Source organism: Halomonas sp. H5, from assembly GCF_050613175.1.
Lineage (GTDB): Bacteria > Pseudomonadota > Gammaproteobacteria > Pseudomonadales > Halomonadaceae > Bisbaumannia > Bisbaumannia salifodinae.
This window is the reverse complement of sequence record NZ_CP192510.1, coordinates 2,451,243-2,468,381: the sequence shown is the minus strand read 5'-3', so window position 1 is coordinate 2,468,381 and position 17,139 is coordinate 2,451,243. Positions and strand designations below refer to the sequence as shown.

Sequence of the window (17,139 nt, the reverse complement as noted above, 5' to 3'; positions counted from 1 at the left end):
TGAGACGGGGGCCTTGTGCAGGGTCAGTCGGGAGGCGACCCCCGAGTGTCGCGAGTGGCTGCCCGGGGACGACCCCGAGCTGGATCGCTTCCTGGGACGTGATGCCCGGGATCCCATGCTGGCGTCGGACCTGGAACTGGTCCGGGTGCTGGAGGACCTGATCCAGGTGCTGATGGACAAGGGGGTGATCAGCTTCACCGACCTGCCCGATGCGGCCCGGGACAAGCTATTGACCCGACAGTCGCTGCGTCGCCGGCTCAATAGCATCAATCTGCTGGATGATGAGGAGGATGGCGTCATCTGATCGACGCTCAGTCGTCGCTATCGTCTTCCAGTTCATGGCGCGGGTCGCGGATGTCCGGGCCGGTCAGTCCATGGACGCCGATCTCGATCAGGGTGTCCCGCTCTTCATGGGTGCTGACCCCCTCGGCGATGGCCAGGATGCCCAGCGAGCGGCACAGGGTCACCATGCCGCGCACGATGGTCTGGCGTTCCTGGCTATGGTCGATGGCACCCACCAGGCTCACGTCCAGCTTGATATAGCCCAGCCCCAGGTCCTGCAGGTCGGCCAGTCGCGCCAGGCCGGCGCCGGCGTGTTCCAGCCCGATATGACAGCCATAAGGACGTAGTGCCTGGCAGAGGTCGCGGACCCGTTCCAGGCGATGCTCCACCGCGACCTGGGGCAGCTCCAGCCACAGCGCCCGACTGGCCTCGGCATGGGTCGTCAGCAGGTGCTGCAACTGGCCGACCAGGTGGCTGTCGCTGATGCCTTCCAGCGACAGGTGGATACCCCGGGGCTGGCCGTCCCGGCCGATCTCGCGCAGGGCCTGGGTGACCACGGCCAGGTCGAGCCGGGCGTGCAGCCCCAGGCGGCGAATCCAGGGCATAAAGAGGCTCGGCCCCCGCCAATGCCCCAGGAGGCGCAGCCGCGAGGGGCACTCGTGGTGGAGCAGTTCCCCCTCGGGCGTCAACACCGGATAGTGGGCCAGATAGACGCCGCCATCGAGGGCGCTGGTCAGGGCCTGGCGCCACTGCTCATGGCTGGTGAACAGGGGGGCGGGGGCCTCGCAGGTGTCGATGGTATGGGTTCTGGGGCCCAGGGCCTCGGCCTCGGCGATGCCGGCATCCAGGCGGCTCAGCAGTTCGGCCCGCCGGGTATCCGGCGTCAGGCGGGCGATCGCCATGGGCAGGGGAATGCCGTCGGCGGCATCGGCTAAGGAGTGGAGGCTATCGGCCAGGCGTTTGGCCATGCCATCGGCATCATCCTCCCAGGGCAGCAGCAGGGCGAAGTCGCTGCCATTGAGGCGGCCACAGAGCGCGCCTTCCTCGCTGGCGGTCAGTTGCTTCAGGGCCTGGCCCAGCTCCTTCAGCAGGCCATCGACTCGCGCATGGCCCAGGCGCTCATTGAAGGCGGCCAGCTCCCCCACCCGAATCAGGGCGAGGTGGCCGTGGGCGCGTCGACGCTCGCTCTCCAGGCTGACCTGAAGGTGCTGCATGAAATGCTCGCGGTTGGTCACCTGGGTCAGGGGATCGAGCTGCAGGCGGTGGCGCAGGCGATCGAGCTTCTCGCCCTCCTCGGTGAGCATCTCTCGCACCTGGAAGGAGAGCCGATTCATGGCGGCGGTCACTTCGCGAAGCTCCCGGGTGCGTGGCTCCTGGCGGGTGGTAAAGCGGCGTTCGCCGATCTCCTGGGCCTGGGCCACCGTGGCCCGCAGGGGGCGCTGGATGCCGCGCACGATCCACCAGGCGAACAGGGCGCTGAGCAGACCCGCCAGCAGGAACCAGCCGACGAGGTGTTGGCTGCTGCGCCATAGGGTGTGATAGGCGTAACTGTGCTGGCTGGCCAGGGTCAGGGTGCCGTACTGGCGCCAGCCGTCCTGAACCACGGCGCGGCCGGGCGGTACCTCGAAGCGCACCAGGGACACGAACCAGCCCGGCAGGTCGTCGATCTGTTCGTCGGCCTCGCGGTGCACGATCGGCTCGCCGCTGGCACTCTCCAGGGTGATGCGGCGGTAATGGCCGGTATCGAACTGGGCCGCCAACAGCAATTCCATCAGCACCGGGTCCTTGTCGAGCTGCGTCATGCTCAGCGCCAGGGCATTGGCATTATCGGCATTCTTGATGCGCACTTCCTGCTCGATATAGTGCCGCGTGGCGGTGAGTCCGATGATCAGGCTGCCGCCGAAGGCCAGCAGTAGCACCAGTCCAACGATAAGCCAGAGCTGCTTGATCAGTGACATGGGAGCACCTCGTTAGCCGATATGCCGTGGGGAAAGAGAGAGTGCGTCATAGGAAGCCTTGCTCCTCCATGCGCGCCAGGACGCTGCGCCAGCGGGAGAGCCTGGCGACCGGGTCGGCCCGGGAGGCGGAGGAGTCGCCGACCCACAGGCCCTGGCTGTTGAAGCTAAAGAGCGGGTCCAGGTCGGTTCGTTGACCGGCCGGGGTGATGGAAGGCACCAGGTTGTCGAGGATCAGCGGCTCCGCCCCGGGGGTCGCGTAATAGCCCAGCACCATATGCGCTTGGGTGATGCTGCTGCGACCGATCCGTGCCCGCACATAGATCATGCGCAGTCGGTCGCCGGGTACCCTCAGTTGCTTGAGGGTGATGTACTTGGCGATCGAGTAATCCTCACAGTCGCCCTGGCCGTTACCCAGGGCCTCCAAGGGGGTGGCCCAGTAATCCTCCTCGCCCCAGGCGTGGATATCGTCCACCCAGCGAATGCGCCGGTTGAAGAACTGATTGACCTCGCGAAGCTGGGTATCCAGGGGCGCCCCCTCCAGTTGTCGCAGCAGGGCCAGCCAGGCCTCCAGGGCTTCCAGGCCCTGGCCGCTATAGAGTCGCTGCATGCTGTCCCTGAGTCGCGAGGCATCCAGATCCGCCTCGGAAGGAGAGAAACCCAGCAGGCCGGCCAGCAAGACGCCGCTTCCTGCCGCCAGGAAGCGGCGGCGGGTCAGCGATATCGAGGCCGGTGGGCATGGGCTCATGGCGGCACCCTGGGTGACGTTCTGTTTCAGAATGTTACCAGTCTAGCAGCCCGTGCGCAGGGAGAGGGCTAGAGGGCTTCGCCGGATCCCACCCAGAGGCGCAGGTGACCCAGCCAGGGCAGGTGGGCGGCCCGCCGCCGCAGATCTTCGGCGAGGGTATCCCAGCCGGCAGCACTCGGGGCTTCGCCAAGATATAGCGAGATATCGATGCGGTTTTCCAGATAGTGCAGATCCAGTGCCACCCGGGTCTGCCAGCAGGGATCGTCGTCCCAGGCCTCGGCCAACTGGGCCTCTACCTCGCTGCGCAGCGGTAGCCCCGGCTGATGGCTATGGGCCAGCATGCCCTGGTCGTCTTCGGGGTCGATATGGAAGGTCACGTCATGCAGGTCGGGGAAGGCCTGGCGCAGCCGGCGACTCACCTCGTTGCCGATCTCGTGGGCCTCGGAGACGGTGACCCGGGGTGGCACCACGATATGCAGGTCGAGCAGCACATTGCCGCCCACGGTGCGGGTGCGCAGGTCGTGGATGCCATGCACGCCGGGGACCCGCTCCCCCTCCTGGCGCATCGCCGCCTGCTCGCTTTCCGGCAGGGCGGTATCGATCAGTTCCTGGCTCGACTCCCACAGCAGGCGCCCGCCGATCTTGCCCACCAGCAGGGCTACCAGCACCGCGGCCACGGCATCCAGCCAGCCATGGCCGAACTGGGCGCCGACCAGGCCGACCAGGACCACCACGGTGGAAAGGGCATCGGTGCGCGAGTGCCAGGCATTGGCCTCCAGCAGCTTGGAGCCGATACGCCGAGCGGTGCGCAGGGTGTAGTGGTAGAGCCACTCCTTGATGCCCAGGGCCACCACCGCCAGCAGAATGGCCCAGGCGCCCGGGGTGGGGATCGGCGCGCCGGTGAATAGCCGCATCACGCTGGCCCAGGCGATGCCGCCGGCCACGAAGATCAGCACGCTGCCCAGCCACAGGGTGGCCAGGGTCTCGATACGCCCATGCCCGTAGGGATGATTGCTGTCCGGGGCCTGATGACCGAAATGGGTGGCGGCCAGCACGAAGCCATCGGTGACCAGGTCCGAGAAGGAGTGGATGCCGTCGGCCACCAGAGCCGCCGAGCCCACCAGGGTGCCCACCACCACCTTGAGCAGACCCAGCAGGCCGTCGAAGAAGGCGCCCACCAGGGTCACGCGGCGGGCGTCGCGTCCCTTGTCGGCCGGCTCGAGATGGGAGTGGTGGGCATGGGCCATGGTCGGTGTCCTGATTGGTCTGCCGGGTTACAGCTTGCCGGCCCGGTTGAGCACCGGGTTGGCGTATTGGGCCAGCCACCAGTCACGCAGATGGGCCGGCACCTCGGCCAGGCGCGCCTCGAAGCGGCGACGATCCGTCTCGGTCACCTCGCTCAGGTCGAGCAGTTCCCGGCGCACGCTCTCGTCGATCGTTTCGCTGGCCTCCAGGGCCAGGTAGTGGCTGGGGAAGAGGTGGTAGCCGGCCAGTACCTGGCGGTCGATCTCGGCGGCCACCGCTTCGGCGGAGTCGAGGGACTGGCCCATGCCGAAGGGTGTCCCGAAGTGTAGCCGGATGCGCCCCTTGGGGCCGGTGATGCCGGCGACGATGGAGCGGATGTCCTCGTACTGGACCTTCTCGTAGCGCCCCTCGGTGTGCAGGGCATGCAGCTCGCGGGCCTTCTGCAGGTCGCAGGGATCGTATTCGTAGCTGATCGAGACCGGCACCAGGCGTAGCTCGCGAACCGCGTCGCCGATGCCCACCGTCTTGTCTCGCTGGCGGCTCGCCATGGTCAGCATCTTGATGATCGCCGGGTCGGCGCGGTCGATGCCGTCCTTGGCGCGGCCCTCCCGCTGGGCCATCCAGATGGAGTGGTTATCCTCGACGATGGAGTGGCGGATATAGGCGGAGAGCTGCTGGTAGGCGGCCAGCATGGCGCGCTTGCCCCGGGCGCTGCGCGGCACGATAAAGCTCTTGTTGAGGCGCATCAGGTCACTGACATAGGGCTTCTGCAGCAGGTTGTCGCCGATGGCGATGCGCACCGTATTACGCCCGGCCAGATAGAGGGCGTAGTTGACGAAGGCCGGGTCCAGGGAGATATCCCGATGGTTGCCGATGAACAGGTAGGCGGTATCGCCATCCAGGGCATCCAGGCCGGTCACCTCGAAGGCGTCGGTGGTGGTGCGGATCATGCGCTGCATATAGCCGGCGATGCGCATCTGGAAGTCGCGCACGCTGGCCACCCCACGTACCTCGCGACGCACGACGAAGCTGGCCAGTGCGCGGGCCAGGCCAGGGGCGAAACGGGCCAGGCGCGGTAGCTTGAACTGGGTCAAGGCGTCGAGCAGTTCCGGGTCGCGGGCCAGGCGCGCCAGGACCTCGGCGACCTCGTCGTCGTGGTAGGGGCGAATCTCGGCGAAGGGATCCAGGGTATCGGTCGATGCTTGTGTCACGGGGCTATCACACGCTCATTATTGTTGGGCCAGGACGTCGGGGGTACGGCTCTCCTGGGCACTGGCTTCACCACCCAACCAGCGGGTCAGCTGGGTGATGACCGGGGCCAGGGTCTGGGCCATCAGGGCGAAGTCGGTCTCCAGTCGCAGGATGGCGTCGTCGCCATCGTCGGCCTGGGCCGCCTCATCGATCACCGCATCGGCGAAACGCAGCGACTTCAGGGCCAGGTCATCGTGCAGGGTCCAGGCGAGCTGGCCCTCCACCTCCAGGGCCAGGCGTGTTACCTGGCGGTCGTTCTCCAGCAGTTGCTTGATCTCGTCGCTGTCCAGGTCCATCTGCCGGGCACGTACCACGCCCTCGTCCTTGGCCTTGAGCTCCACCTGGTCGCCGAGGATAAGCCCCTCGGGGCGCTGGCCGGCATCGCTGAGCCAGGCGGTCATGGCGCGGATCGGCAGCATCTGGGTGGCCAGGGGGGTGACCTTGAGGCTGCCCAGGGCCTGGCGCAGCAGGTCGAGGATCTCCTCGGCGCGCTTGCGGGAGCTGGCATTGATGCCGATCAGGCCGCCGCGGGTATCCCACCACAGATCGAGGCGCTGGCTGCGCACGAAGGCCCGGGGCAGGAACTCCTCATAGACCTGCTCCTTGATGGCCTGACGCTCGCGGCGGGGCAGGGGGCGGCCCTCGGCGGCCTCGCGGTCGGCGGCGCGCTCCTCGACCTCCTCACGCACCACGGCGCTGGGCAGGACCCGCTCCTGGCGCAGCGCCGAGAGCAGTCGATGGCCCTGCACCTCATGCACGAAACGGGGGCTGGTGCGGCCGCCGGGGGTACGCCACCCCAGTCGGGTCGCCTCACTGCCGCCCAGGGGGCGAAAGGCCTGCTCGGCGAGTCGCTCCTCCAGGGCATCCAGTGGGATGACCTCGGTGTCATGCAGTCGGTAGAGATGCAAGTGCTTGAACCACATAGCCAGTCCTGGACGAAAAAAGGAGGCCTATTATGGCCAAAGGCAGCGGTGGGTACCAGCGCACTCGTCTCGCATCGATTGTTTCAAACCTGTGTTTGATTGTGCTCGATGGCGGCCCTAGACTCGAGGCGTCGGTCCCTATCACAACCCCAAGGAGGCCCCGATGACCGCTCCCCTGACCTCTACCCGCCTTCGCGTTCGCGGCTACCACCTGGACGGCTATGGTCACGTCAATAATGCCCGCTACCTGGAGTTCCTCGAGGAGGGGCGCTGGGCCTACTTCGACGAGCGCCCCGAGGTGGCGCGGTGGTTCGCCCCGGGGGAGGTGGCCCTGGTGGCGGTGAACCTCAATATCGATTACCGCCGGGCGGCGGTGGCCGGTGATGACCTGGAGGTGCAGACGGTGCTGGCGACGCTGGGCGGGCGCAGCGCCAGGATGCGTCAGCGTATCCTGCGGCGTGGCGATGGCGGGGTGGTGGTCGATGCCACCTTGACCTTCGTGTTGCTGGATGTCGCCAGTCAGCGGGCGTTGCCCATCGAGGGTGCACTCCGCGAGGCCCTGGCGCCGCTGGTGGTCGATCTCGATACCCTGGCCTGACCTCTCCTCTAACGCAGGCGCTCTGGCGTCGCGTCCTGGCCGCCCCGCTGCCCTTGAGGGTGGGGCGGTGGTATACTCCGCCCTTGCTGTCACGACGCTATCGCCGTCGCGCTAATCTGTCGCAGTACAAGGATTCGACGACCCATGGGTGAGATCGCCAGAGAGATTCTGCCAGTCAATATCGAGGACGAACTGAAGCAGTCGTACCTCGATTACGCCATGAGCGTGATCATCGGCCGGGCGTTGCCGGACGTGCGCGATGGCCTCAAGCCGGTGCACCGCCGCGTCTTGTTCGCCATGAACGAGCTCGGCAACGACTGGAACAAGGCCTACAAGAAGTCCGCCCGCGTGGTCGGCGACGTTATCGGTAAGTATCACCCCCATGGGGATAGCGCCGTCTACGACACCATCGTGCGCATGGCCCAGGACTTCTCCATGCGCCACGTGCTGGTGGATGGCCAGGGCAACTTCGGCTCCATCGACGGCGACAGCGCCGCCGCCATGCGTTACACCGAGGTGCGCATGGCGCGCCTGGCCCACGAGCTGCTGGCCGACCTGGAGAAGGACACCGTCGACTGGGTCGATAACTATGACGGCACCGAGCGGATCCCCGAGGTGCTGCCCACCAAGGTGCCCAACCTGCTGGTCAATGGCTCCTCCGGCATCGCCGTGGGCATGGCCACCAATATCCCGCCCCACAACATGGGCGAGGTCATCGACGCCTGCCTGGCGCTGATCGACGACTACACCCTCAGCGTCGACGACCTGATGGAGTATATCCCCGGCCCCGACTTCCCCACCGGCGCCATCATCAACGGCCGCGCCGGCATCCTCGAGGCCTACCGCACCGGCCGCGGGCGCATCTATGTGCGTGCCCTGCACACCATCGAGCATGACGACAAGAGCGGCCGCGACCATATCATCGTCACCGAGCTGCCCTACCAGGTGAACAAGGCGCGGCTGATCGAGAAGATCGCCGAGCTGGTCAAGGACAAGAAGATCGAGGGCATCGCCGAGCTGCGCGACGAGTCCGACAAGGACGGCCTGCGGGTGGTGATCGAGGTCAAGCGCGGCGAGTCCGGTGAGGTGGTGGTCAATAACCTCTTCGCCCAGACCCAGCTGCAGAACGTCTTCGGCATCAATATGGTGGCCCTGGAAGACGGTCAGCCGAAGATCCTCAACCTCAAGGAGATCCTCGAGGCCTTTATTCGCCACCGCCGCGAGGTGGTGACCCGGCGCACCCTCTTCGAGCTGAAGAAGGCCCGCGAGCGCGGCCATATCCTCGAAGGCCTGGCCGTGGCCATCTCCAATATCGACGAGGTGATCGAGCTGATCAAGGCCTCGCCGAGCGCCGCCGAGGCCAAGGAGAAGCTGCTCGACAAGACCTGGCAGCCGGGCCAGGTGACCGCCATGCTGGAGCGTGCCGGCGCCACCTCCTGCAAGCCGGAGGAGCTCGGCGAGGGCTTCGGCCTGAGCCCCACCGGCGGCGAGTACCGCCTGTCGCCGGGCCAGGCCCAGGCGATCCTCGAGCTGCGCCTGCATCGCCTCACCGGGCTGGAAACCGAGAAACTCCTCGACGAGTACCTGAGCATTCTCGAGAAGATCGCCGAGCTGACGGCCATCCTCGCCTCCAGCGAGCGCCTGCTGGAGGTGATCCGCGAGGAACTGGCCGCGGTGCGCGAGCAGTTCGCCGACGAGCGGCGTACCGAGATCCAGGCCAGCCACCTGGACCTGTCCATCGAGGACCTGATCGCCGAGGAGGACATGGTGGTCACCGTGTCCCGCTCCGGCTACGCCAAGACCCAGCCGCTCTCCGACTATCAGGCCCAGCGTCGTGGCGGCCGCGGCAAGTCCGCCACCGCCATGAAGGACGAGGACGTCATCGAGCACCTGCTGGTGGCCTCCACCCACGACACCGTGCTGCTGTTCTCCAACCGCGGCAAGGTCTATTGGCTCAAGGTCTACGAGATGCCGGCAGCGAGTCGCGGCTCCCGGGGCAAGCCGCTGGTCAATATGCTGCCGCTGGAGGAGGGCGAATCGATCAACGCCATCCTGCCGGTGCGCGACTACGACCCGGACAGTTATATCTTCTTCGCCACCGCCAAGGGCACGGTGAAGCGCACCAGCCTCGAGCAGTTCTCGCGGCCGCGCAGCGTCGGCCTGATCGCCATCGACCTGGAAGAAGGCGACCGCCTGGTGGGCGCCGCCATCACCTCCGGTGCCGATCACGCCATGCTGCTCTCCTCCAATGGCAAGGCGATTCGCTTCGAAGAGGGCAATGTGCGGGCCATGGGCCGTACCGCTCGGGGCGTGCGCGGCATGCGCCTCGCCGATGGCTCCGAGGTGATCAGCCTGATCATCCCGCAGAGCCAGCAGATCGATGCCGAGGCGGATAACGAAACCGACGCCGAGGAGGGCGCCGAACTCGCCTCCGTCAATGGCAATGGTGGCCAGATCTATATCCTTACCGCCTCCGAGAACGGCTACGGCAAGCGCACCCGCCTGGAGGAGTTCCCGCTGCGCGGTCGCGGCGGCCAGGGCGTGATCGCCATGCAGACCAGCAGTCGCAACGGCTCGCTGGTTGCCGCCATGCAGGTCTACTCCGCCGACGAGATGATGCTGATCACCGACCGCGGCACCCTGGTGCGCACCCGGGTCGAGGAGGTCTCCACTACCTCCCGCAACACCCAGGGGGTGATGCTGATTCGCCTCGGTGAGGGCGAAAAGCTGGTCAAGACGGTGCGGGTGGACGAGCCGGAAGAGAGCGAGGAACCGGCAGAGGATAGCCCGGCAGCGGAGGAGGGTGCGCCGAGTGACGACGCGGCGGGCGCCCCGGAATCCGCGCCGTCCGACGACGATTGATACCGTGGTGCGGGTCGCCGAGGGCGGCCCGCCTTCGCCTGGTGCCACACCGGGCTACTAGGGAAATCTGGAAGCCAAACACCGATGACACGCCATTTCAATTTCTGCGCCGGCCCCGCCGCCCTGCCCACCGCGGTGCTGGAGCGGGCCCGCGATGAACTGCTCGACTACCAGGGGCGTGGCCTCTCGGTCATGGAGATGAGCCACCGCAGCGACGCCTTCGTGGCGATCGCCGAGACCGCCGAGCGCGACCTGCGCGACCTGCTGGCCATTCCCGACAATTATCGGGTGCTCTTCCTGCAGGGCGGTGCCTCCATGCAGTTCGCCATGCTGCCCTATAACCTGCTGGGCCAGGGCGGCACCCCCAACTACCTCTACACCGGGATCTGGGGCAAGAAGGCCATCGCCGAGGCGCGCCATCTGGTCGGTGCGCATATCGCCGCCGAGAGTGACCAGGGCCTGACCGCGGTGCCGCGTCAGGCGGAGATCGCCCTTTCCGAGGATGCGGCCTACCTGCACTACACGTCCAACGAGACCATCGGCGGGCTGGCGTTCGATTATATCCCCGAGGCGCCCGTGCCGGTGGTCTGCGATATGTCCTCCAGCATTCTCTCCGAGCCGCTGGACGTGTCGAAATTCGGCGTCATCTATGCCGGGGCCCAGAAGAACATCGGCCCCGCCGGCCTGACCCTGGCAATCGTCCGCGACGACCTGCTGGATCGCGCCCTTCCGCAGACCCCCAGCATGTTCAATTACCGGCTGATGGCCGAGAATGGCTCCATGTACAACACGCCCCCCAGCTACGCCTGGTACCTGGCCGGGCTGGTGTTCCAGTGGCTGAAGCGCGACGTGGGCGGCCTCGAGGCCATGGCCGAGATCAATGCCCGCAAGGCGGCCAAGCTGTATGGTGCCATCGACGCCAGCGACTTCTACTCCAACCCCATCGCCGAGCGCAACCGCTCGCGGATGAACGTGCCCTTCGTGCTGGCCGACGACGCCCTCAATGGCGCCTTCCTGGCCGAGGCCGAGGCGGCGGGGCTGCTCAACCTCAAGGGCCACCGCAGCGTGGGTGGCATGCGCGCCAGCCTCTATAACGCCGTGCCCGAGGCGGCGGTGGATACCCTGGTGGCGTTTATGGCCGATTTCGAGAAGCGCCGGGGCTGATCCGAGCGACAAACGCCCTTCGGGCAGCTTGGCCGCCGAAATATGAGACAACAGGGGCCTGACCCCGAGAAGAAGGGAACCACGCATGAGTGATACCCCCATCGATCTCGATGCGTTGCGCCAGCGCATCGATAGCCTGGACAACGATATCCTGCGCCTGATCAGCGAGCGCGCCCAGGCCGCCCAGCAGGTGGCCCAAGTCAAGAGCGCCGAGGATCCCAAGGCGGTCTTCTACCGTCCCGAGCGGGAGGCCCAGGTGCTGCGGCGCATCATGGAACTCAACCCGGGTCCCCTGGACAGCGAAGAGATGGCGCGGCTGTTCCGCGAGATCATGTCCGCCTGCCTGGCCCTGGAGCAGCCCGTCAAGGTGGCCTATCTCGGCCCCGAGGGCACCTTTACCCAGCAGGCGGCCCTCAAGCACTTCGGCGACAGTGCGGTGAGCCTGCCCATGGCGGCCATCGACGAGGTGTTCCGCGAGGTGGAGGCCGGGGCCGCCAACTACGGCGTGGTGCCGGTGGAGAACTCCACCGAAGGGGTGATCAACCATACCCTGGACTCCTTCGTCGACTCCTCGATCCGTATCTGCGGCGAGGTGGTGCTGCGCATCCATCACCACCTGCTGGTCTCCAGCAATACCCGCCAGGACAAGGTGAGCCGCATCTACTCCCACCCCCAGTCCTTCGCCCAGTGCCGCAAGTGGCTGGATGCCCACTACCCGGGCGCCGAGCGGGTGCCGGTGGCCTCCAACGCCGAGGCGGCCAAGCTGATCAAGACCGAGTGGCACAGCGCGGCCATCGCCGGCGACATGGCGGCCAAGCTCTACGGCCTGGAGAGGGTCGCCGAGAAGATCGAGGATCGCCCGGACAACTCCACCCGCTTCCTGGTGATCGGCAATCAGGACGTGCCGCTCTCCGGCGACGACAAGACCTCCATCGTGGTGGCCATGCGCAACCAGCCGGGTGCCCTGCACGACCTGCTGGAGCCCTTCCATCGCCACCAGATCGACCTGACCCGCCTGGAGACCCGCCCGTCCCGCAGCGGCGTGTGGAACTACGTCTTCTTTATCGACTTCAAGGGCCATCGTGACGAGCCCCAGGTTGCCGCGGTGCTCAAGGAGGTGCAACTGCGTGCCGCCGAGCTCAAGGTGCTGGGTTCCTACCCGGCGGGCGTGCTCTAGGCATGGCGGTAGTGCATCAGGCCGCGCGGCTCGCTGAGCCGCGCCTGCTGATCGTCGGCCTGGGGCTGATCGGTGGCTCCCTGGCCGCCGCCCTCAAGGCGCGTGGCTTCCGTGGCGAGATCCTCGCCTGCGACCGCGACCCCGACGAGATCGCCCGGGGCGTGGCCATGGGGATCATCGATGGCGGCGATACCGAACTCGAGCCCCTGCTGCCCGACGCTTCCCTGGTGGTGCTGGCGGTGCCGGTGCTGGCCATGGAATCGGTACTGGCGGCCCTGGGGGCGGCCCTCAGCGAACGCCTCGACGACACCCTGATCACCGACGTGGGCAGCAGCAAGGTGGCCATTCGCGACGCCGCCCGGCGCGCCTTCGGGCGCCTGCCGCCGTCCCTGGTGCTGGGTCACCCCATCGCCGGCTCCGAGAAGAGTGGCGTGGCGGCGGCCAACCCGGACCTCTATCGCCGCCACAAGGTGATCCTGACCCCCACGGCGGAGACCGACGCCGGGGCCCTGGCCCGGGTGCGTGCCCTGTGGGCCGCCTGCGAGGCCGAGGTGCTGGAGATGGCGGTGGAGCGCCACGACCAGGTGCTGGCCCGCACCAGCCACCTGCCGCATCTGCTGGCCTTCTCGCTGGTGGATACCCTGGCCGGCCAGGACGAGCGGCTGGAGATCTTCCGCTATGCCGCCGGGGGCTTTCGCGACTTTACCCGCATCGCCGGAAGTGACCCGGTGATGTGGCGCGATATCTTCACCGCCAACCGCGCGGCGGTGCTGGCGGCCCTGGACGACTTCGAGGCGGGCCTGGCCCGGCTGCGCCAGGCGGTGAGCACCGGTGACGGCGATGCCATGCTGGCCACCTTCGACCGGGCCAGCCATGCGCGACACTATTTCGAAACCCTGCTGAACCAGACCAGGTATTACCCGACCATGGAACAGAACAAGATGCGCTACCGGGTCGCCCCCGGTGGTCAGGTGACCGGACGCATCCGCGTGCCCGGCGACAAGTCGATCTCCCACCGCTCGATCATGCTCGGCGCCCTGGCCGAGGGGGTGACCGAAGTGAAGGGCTTCCTCGAGGGCGAGGACAGCCTGGCCACCCTCCAGGCCTTCCGCGAGATGGGGGTGGCCATCGAAGGCCCCCATCAGGGACGGGTGACCATCCATGGGGTGGGCATGCACGGCCTCAAGGCGCCGGCGGGGCCCCTCTATGTGGGCAACTCCGGTACCGCCATGCGGCTGTTCGCCGGGCTGCTGGCCGGCCAGGCCTTCGACAGCGAACTGACCGGCGACGCCTCCCTCACCAAGCGCCCCATGGGGCGGGTGGCCGATCCCCTGCGCCTGATGGGCGCCGAGATCGACACCGCCGAGGGCGGGCGTCCGCCGCTGCGCATTCATGGCGGCAAGGCGCTGCAAGGCATCAGCTACGATATGCCCATGGCCAGCGCCCAGGTGAAGTCCTGCCTGCTGCTGGCCGGCCTCTACGCCGAGGGCGAGACCCGGGTGCGCGAGCCGGCGCCGACCCGCGACCATACCGAGCGCATGCTCAGCGGTTTCGGCTATGCGGTCGAGCGCGACGGCGACACCTGCTGGCTCCGCGGCGGCGGCAAGCTCGGCGCCGCGCCCATCGATGTGCCGTCGGACATCTCCTCGGCCACCTTCTTCCTGGTGGCGGCGGTCATCACTCCGGGCTCGGATCTGGTGCTCGAGCACGTGGGCATCAACCCGACCCGGATCGGCGTGATCAATATCCTGACGCTGATGGGGGCGGATCTCGAGCTGTCGAACCAGCGCGAGGTGGGCGGCGAGCCGGTGGCGGATATCCGCGTGCGCTATGCGCCCCTCAAGGGCATCGATATTCCCGTGGAGCAGGTGCCGCTGGCCATCGACGAGTTCCCGGCGCTGTTTATCGCCGCCGCCAATGCCGAAGGCACCACACGGCTGCGCGGCGCCGAGGAACTCCGGGTCAAGGAGTCCGACCGCATCCAGGCCATGGCCGACGGCTTGGCGGTGCTGGGGGTCGAGCACACCGTGGTCGCCGACGGCATCGATATCGTCGGCGGCAAGCCGCAGGGCGCCAACTACGGCGGCGGACGCATCGACAGCCTGGGCGATCACCGCATCGCCATGGCCTTCACCGTGGCGGGGCTGCGCGCCGGCGCCCCCATCGAGATCGATGACTGCGCCAACGTGGCCACCTCCTTCCCCGGCTTCGTCGAGCTGGCACGCCGGGTCGGCCTGCGGGTGGACGAGGAGGGCGCATGACGGCCCCGGTCCTGACCATCGACGGCCCCGGCGGCGCCGGCAAGGGCACCATCAGCCGGCTGATCGCCGAGCGCCTGGGCTGGCACCTGCTCGATTCCGGCGCCCTCTATCGCATCACCGCCCTGGCGGCGCTGCGCCGCGACCTGGCGCTGGATGACGAGGCGGCCCTGGCGGCCCTGGCGGCCGGTCTCGACGTCAGCTTCCTGCCCGGCGACAGCGGGGTGCGGGTGATCCTCGACGGCGACGAGGTGAGCGGCGAGATCCGCACCGAGACGGTGGGCGACGCGGCCTCCCAGGTGGCGGCGCTGCCGCGGGTCCGCGCGGCGCTCCTGCAGCGCCAGCGCGACTTCCGCCAGGCCCCCGGCCTGGTGGCGGACGGCCGCGACATGGGCACGGTGGTATTTACCGAGGCGCCGCTGAAGATCTTCCTGACCGCCTCGGCGGAGGAACGCGCCCAGCGCCGCTACCGTCAGTTGCGAGAGGCCGGGCTGAGTGCTAATCTTACGAGTCTTTTGAAGGAAATTCAGGCACGCGATGCGCGCGATACGCAGCGCAGCGTGGCACCGCTCAAGCCGGCAGATGATGCCATCACGCTTGACACCACGCGCCTGACGATACCGGAAGTGGTGGATCGGCTGATCGAGCTGCTGGCCCAACGGAGCCTGGCACCGAACGCCTGACGATCCCTTGCGGCCCCTCGGTGCGATGTCATGGCATGGTCAGGCAGCTAAGACGGTAAGCCTGGCCAGGTCCAACCAGCGCTAACATCCCCGGGGGATCTTGGTATAGGCCCGCACTCGCTGGTGGTGCGGAGAGAGCGGTAACCCCGCTAACCCGTTGATCACGTAGGAACATCATGAGCGAAAGCTTTGCCGAACTGTTTGAACAGTCACTCCAGGACATCAACATGGAGCCGGGCGCCATCGTCCTGGCCTCCGTCGTCGACATCGAAGGTGACTGGATCACCGTCAATGCCGGCCTGAAGTCCGAAGGTCAGATCCCCGCCGCGCAGTTCCGCGACGAGAATGGTGAACTGACCATCGCCATCGGCGACGAAGTCAAGGTCGCCCTGGAAGCCGTCGAGGATGGCTTCGGCGAAACCCGCCTGTCCCGCGAGAAGGCCAAGCGCGCCGAAGCGTGGAAGGAACTGGAAGCCGCCTTCGAGAAGGACGAGATCGTCAAGGGCGTGATTAACGGCAAGGTCAAGGGTGGTTTCACCGTCGACGTCGCCTCCATCCGCGCCTTCCTGCCGGGTTCCCTGGTCGACGTTCGCCCGGTGCGCGATACCGCTCACCTGGAGAACAAAGAGCTCGACTTCAAGGTCATCAAGCTCGATCCGAAGCGCAACAACGTCGTCGTTTCCCGCCGTGCCGTGCTCGAAGCCGAGAACAGCGCCGAGCGTGAAGCCCTGCTCGCCACCCTCCAGGAAGGCCAGCAGATCAAGGGTATCGTCAAGAACCTCACCGACTATGGTGCCTTCGTGGACCTGGGTGGCGTCGACGGCCTGCTGCACATCACCGACATGGCCTGGAAGCGCATCAAGCATCCGTCCGAAATCGTTGCCGTGGGCGACGAGATCAATGTCAAGGTGCTGAAGTTCGACCGCGAGCGCAACCGCGTCTCCCTGGGCCTCAAGCAGCTGGGCGAAGATCCCTGGGTCAACATCAAGGATCGTTACCCGGAGAACACCCGGGTCACCGCCCGCGTCACCAACCTCACCGACTACGGCTGCTTCGCCGAGCTGGAAGAGGGCGTCGAGGGCCTGGTCCACGTCTCCGAAATGGACTGGACCAACAAGAACATCCACCCGTCCAAGGTCGTCAACATCGGCGACGAAGTGGGTGTCATGGTGCTGGATATCGACGAGGAGCGTCGTCGTATCTCCCTGGGTATCAAGCAGTGCACCACCAACCCGTGGGAAGACTTCAGCGGCCGTTACAACAAGGGCGACCGTGTGGCCGGTACCATCAAGTCGATCACCGACTTCGGTATCTTCATCGGCCTGGAAGGCGGCATCGATGGCCTGGTGCACCTCTCCGACATCTCCTGGACCGAGTCCGGCGAAGAGGCCGTGCGCTCCTTCAAGAAGGGCGACGAGGCCGAGGCCGTGATCCTCTCCATCGATCCGGAGCGCGAGCGCATCTCCCTGGGCATCAAGCAGCTGGATACCGATCCGGTCGCCGAGTTCCTGGCGGTCAACGACAAGGGCTCCATCGTCACCGGCCGCGTGGTCGAGGTCGATGCCAAGGAAGCTCAGGTCGAGCTGGCCACCGATGTGGTGGCGGTGCTCAAGGCCTCCGAGATCAGCGCCGATCGCGTCGAGGATGCCCGCAACGCCCTGAGCGAGGGTGACAGCGTCGAGGCCCGTATCATCGGTGTCGACCGCAAGAACCGTCAGATCAACCTGTCCATCAAGGCCAAGGATCAGGAAGATACTCGCCAGAACCTCAAGAAGCTGCGCGAGCAGGACGTCGACGCGGGTGGTCCGACCACCATCGGCGACCTGATCAAGCAGCAGATGGGTCAGGACTAAGCCCTAGCGCTTGTCCCAGCCACTCTGGCTTGACGAAACGCCGCCCTCCGGGGCGGCGTTTTCGTGTCTGGGCGTTTGATGCCCATCAAGGCGCCGTCGTCCCGGGTATTCCATACTCAGCGAATAACCAAGGAGGCGTC

13 protein-coding genes are annotated in these 17,139 nt (G+C 66.9%); 8 read left to right on the top strand and 5 right to left on the bottom strand.

The genetic code is table 11. The features are described 5' to 3' along the window. Positions 1-13 precede the first annotated feature (13 nt). A complete protein-coding gene (locus tag ACQ1W9_RS11485; RefSeq protein ID WP_431023492.1) occupies positions 14-304 on the top strand; it encodes a tryptophan synthase subunit beta like protein in 291 nt (96 codons plus the stop codon). Between the two features lie 7 nt (positions 305-311). Here the strand turns inward: ACQ1W9_RS11485 and ACQ1W9_RS11480 are convergent, their stop codons facing one another. The 5 genes from ACQ1W9_RS11480 to ACQ1W9_RS11460 all read right to left on the bottom strand — a co-directional run bounded on the left by ACQ1W9_RS11480 (position 312) and on the right by ACQ1W9_RS11460 (position 6,404). Continuing rightward, positions 312-2,240, bottom strand: coding sequence for an EAL domain-containing protein (locus ACQ1W9_RS11480; protein ID WP_431023491.1), 1,929 nt, complete (start codon positions 2,238-2,240; stop codon positions 312-314). A gap of 46 nt (positions 2,241-2,286) precedes the next feature. Further along, positions 2,287-2,985 carry a transglutaminase-like cysteine peptidase gene (locus ACQ1W9_RS11475; RefSeq protein ID WP_431023490.1) on the bottom strand — a complete coding sequence of 233 codons (699 nt, stop codon included), beginning with the start codon at positions 2,983-2,985 and terminating at the stop codon, positions 2,287-2,289. A gap of 68 nt (positions 2,986-3,053) precedes the next feature. Then, positions 3,054-4,232: a cation diffusion facilitator family transporter gene (locus ACQ1W9_RS11470; RefSeq protein WP_431023489.1), complete on the bottom strand. Its 1,179-nt coding sequence runs from the start codon at positions 4,230-4,232 to the stop codon at positions 3,054-3,056. A gap of 27 nt (positions 4,233-4,259) precedes the next feature. Continuing rightward, on the bottom strand, positions 4,260-5,441 hold the full coding sequence (locus ACQ1W9_RS11465) for a 1-acyl-sn-glycerol-3-phosphate acyltransferase (RefSeq protein WP_431023488.1): 1,182 nt from the start codon (positions 5,439-5,441) through the stop codon (positions 4,260-4,262). Between the two features lie 18 nt (positions 5,442-5,459). Next, positions 5,460-6,404 (bottom strand): recombination-associated protein RdgC, encoded by a 945-nt coding sequence (locus tag ACQ1W9_RS11460; RefSeq protein ID WP_431023487.1) that lies wholly within the window; start codon positions 6,402-6,404, stop codon positions 5,460-5,462. A gap of 163 nt (positions 6,405-6,567) precedes the next feature. Here ACQ1W9_RS11460 and ACQ1W9_RS11455 point away from each other — a divergent pair, with 163 nt between their 5' ends. From ACQ1W9_RS11455 to rpsA, 7 genes are all read left to right on the top strand, one after another. Next, complete coding sequence (locus ACQ1W9_RS11455) at positions 6,568-7,002, top strand: acyl-CoA thioesterase (RefSeq protein WP_431023486.1); 435 nt, start codon at positions 6,568-6,570, stop codon at positions 7,000-7,002. Between the two features lie 144 nt (positions 7,003-7,146). Continuing rightward, positions 7,147-9,864: a DNA gyrase subunit A gene (gene gyrA / locus ACQ1W9_RS11450; RefSeq protein ID WP_431023485.1), complete on the top strand. Its 2,718-nt coding sequence runs from the start codon at positions 7,147-7,149 to the stop codon at positions 9,862-9,864. An 84-nt stretch (positions 9,865-9,948) separates the two neighbouring features. Further along, positions 9,949-11,028 carry a 3-phosphoserine/phosphohydroxythreonine transaminase gene (gene serC, locus ACQ1W9_RS11445; RefSeq protein ID WP_431023484.1) on the top strand — a complete coding sequence of 360 codons (1,080 nt, stop codon included), beginning with the start codon at positions 9,949-9,951 and terminating at the stop codon, positions 11,026-11,028. Between the two features lie 85 nt (positions 11,029-11,113). Then, a complete protein-coding gene (pheA, locus tag ACQ1W9_RS11440) occupies positions 11,114-12,205 on the top strand; it encodes a prephenate dehydratase (protein WP_431023483.1) in 1,092 nt (363 codons plus the stop codon). Between the two features lie 2 nt (positions 12,206-12,207). Beyond that, positions 12,208-14,466: a bifunctional prephenate dehydrogenase/3-phosphoshikimate 1-carboxyvinyltransferase gene (locus ACQ1W9_RS11435; RefSeq protein ID WP_431023482.1), complete on the top strand. Its 2,259-nt coding sequence runs from the start codon at positions 12,208-12,210 to the stop codon at positions 14,464-14,466. Beyond that, positions 14,463-15,146, top strand: a complete 684-nt coding sequence (cmk, locus tag ACQ1W9_RS11430) for a (d)CMP kinase (RefSeq protein WP_431023481.1) — start codon at positions 14,463-14,465, stop codon at positions 15,144-15,146. Before ACQ1W9_RS11435 ends, cmk begins: the two co-directional genes overlap by 4 nt. A 176-nt stretch (positions 15,147-15,322) precedes the next feature. Further along, entirely contained in the window at positions 15,323-16,999 is a 1,677-nt protein-coding gene (gene rpsA, locus ACQ1W9_RS11425) for a 30S ribosomal protein S1 (RefSeq protein WP_346060660.1), read from the top strand. Positions 17,000-17,139: the final 140 nt, after the last annotated feature.

Bases quoted from the DNA above. Each gene is read 5' to 3' on its own strand.
- ACQ1W9_RS11480 (WP_431023491.1), bottom strand. From the start codon at position 2,240: ATGTCACTGATCAAGCAGCTCTGGCTTATCGTTGGACTGGTGCTACTG.
- ACQ1W9_RS11475 (WP_431023490.1), bottom strand. From the start codon at position 2,985: ATGAGCCCATGCCCACCGGCCTCGATATCGCTGACCCGCCGCCGCTTC.
- ACQ1W9_RS11470 (WP_431023489.1), bottom strand. From the start codon at position 4,232: ATGGCCCATGCCCACCACTCCCATCTCGAGCCGGCCGACAAGGGACGC.
- ACQ1W9_RS11460 (WP_431023487.1), bottom strand. From the start codon at position 6,404: ATGTGGTTCAAGCACTTGCATCTCTACCGACTGCATGACACCGAGGTC.
- ACQ1W9_RS11455 (WP_431023486.1), top strand. From the start codon at position 6,568: ATGACCGCTCCCCTGACCTCTACCCGCCTTCGCGTTCGCGGCTACCAC.
- gyrA (WP_431023485.1), top strand. From the start codon at position 7,147: ATGGGTGAGATCGCCAGAGAGATTCTGCCAGTCAATATCGAGGACGAA.
- serC (WP_431023484.1), top strand. From the start codon at position 9,949: ATGACACGCCATTTCAATTTCTGCGCCGGCCCCGCCGCCCTGCCCACC.
- pheA (WP_431023483.1), top strand. From the start codon at position 11,114: ATGAGTGATACCCCCATCGATCTCGATGCGTTGCGCCAGCGCATCGAT.
- ACQ1W9_RS11435 (WP_431023482.1), top strand. From the start codon at position 12,208: ATGGCGGTAGTGCATCAGGCCGCGCGGCTCGCTGAGCCGCGCCTGCTG.
- cmk (WP_431023481.1), top strand. From the start codon at position 14,463: ATGACGGCCCCGGTCCTGACCATCGACGGCCCCGGCGGCGCCGGCAAG.
- rpsA (WP_346060660.1), top strand. From the start codon at position 15,323: ATGAGCGAAAGCTTTGCCGAACTGTTTGAACAGTCACTCCAGGACATC.